This is a genomic window from Treponema sp. JC4 (assembly GCF_000260795.1).
In the GTDB taxonomy this organism is placed as follows: domain Bacteria; phylum Spirochaetota; class Spirochaetia; order Treponematales; family Treponemataceae; genus Treponema_D.
Genome location: NZ_AJGU01000128.1, coordinates 1 through 623 on the forward strand (window position 1 = coordinate 1; position 623 = coordinate 623).

At 27.3% G+C, this 623-nt stretch carries 1 protein-coding gene and 1 pseudogene; both read right to left on the reverse strand.

Going from position 1 to position 623, the window contains the following annotated elements; genetic code table 11:
* Window positions 1-341: pseudogene (locus tag MSI_RS13590) on the reverse strand (hypothetical protein); the annotation flags it as partial.
* 2 nt (window positions 342-343) lie between these two features.
* Entirely contained in the window at window positions 344-547 is a 204-nt protein-coding gene (locus MSI_RS13595) for a hypothetical protein (RefSeq protein ID WP_007590614.1), read from the reverse strand.
* Window positions 548-623 lie beyond the last annotated feature (76 nt).

Here is a 623-nt window from a genome sequence, read left to right on the forward strand (position 1 = left end):
ATACTCACCTTCATCTTTTGTCGCATTGTTTCTATTGCAGCTATTGATTCACGACAATGCATTGTAATGATTTTTAGAATATCTTTATCTGAATACGATATGGGAAGAAATTGATTATAATAATACTGATAGCCATGCAAAATATCACATTTTATAATACCTCGAATATGCCTATACTTAGGAACTTTAGAATCTTCTGAATAACCAGATATTTCATTATTAACCCAAGTTAAGATTTCATCATTATCGAAATTTGAAAGTAAAAGTTTTAAGCGAAACAAAATATCAGATATAGAACCATTTGAATTAACCAAATCCAAAATAACTTTACTCTTTTCCATCGTTAGAATAAACCTTCAAAAAACATTCTGATTTTTTCCCAAAAAGAAAATGTCAAAATAAATCCTGCAATTACAGCAATAAAAACTCCACATACTATTGGATGTTTTTGAAAAAACTTCTTTTTATCTACTACTACTTTATCAGAATAATTTTCTGCAATTACAGAATTCTTTATTTTGTTATTACTACCAATGTGTATACTCATTAAATCGACTCCATATTTGCCATAGATATAATCATCTTTTATTACACCGTATAAGAACAGCTATTCTTTCAAAATC

What these genes read in the sequence shown, in the direction of transcription:
- MSI_RS13595 (WP_007590614.1), bottom strand. Translation starts at nt 547, where the DNA reads ATGAGTATACACATTGGTAGTAATAACAAAATAAAGAATTCTGTAATT.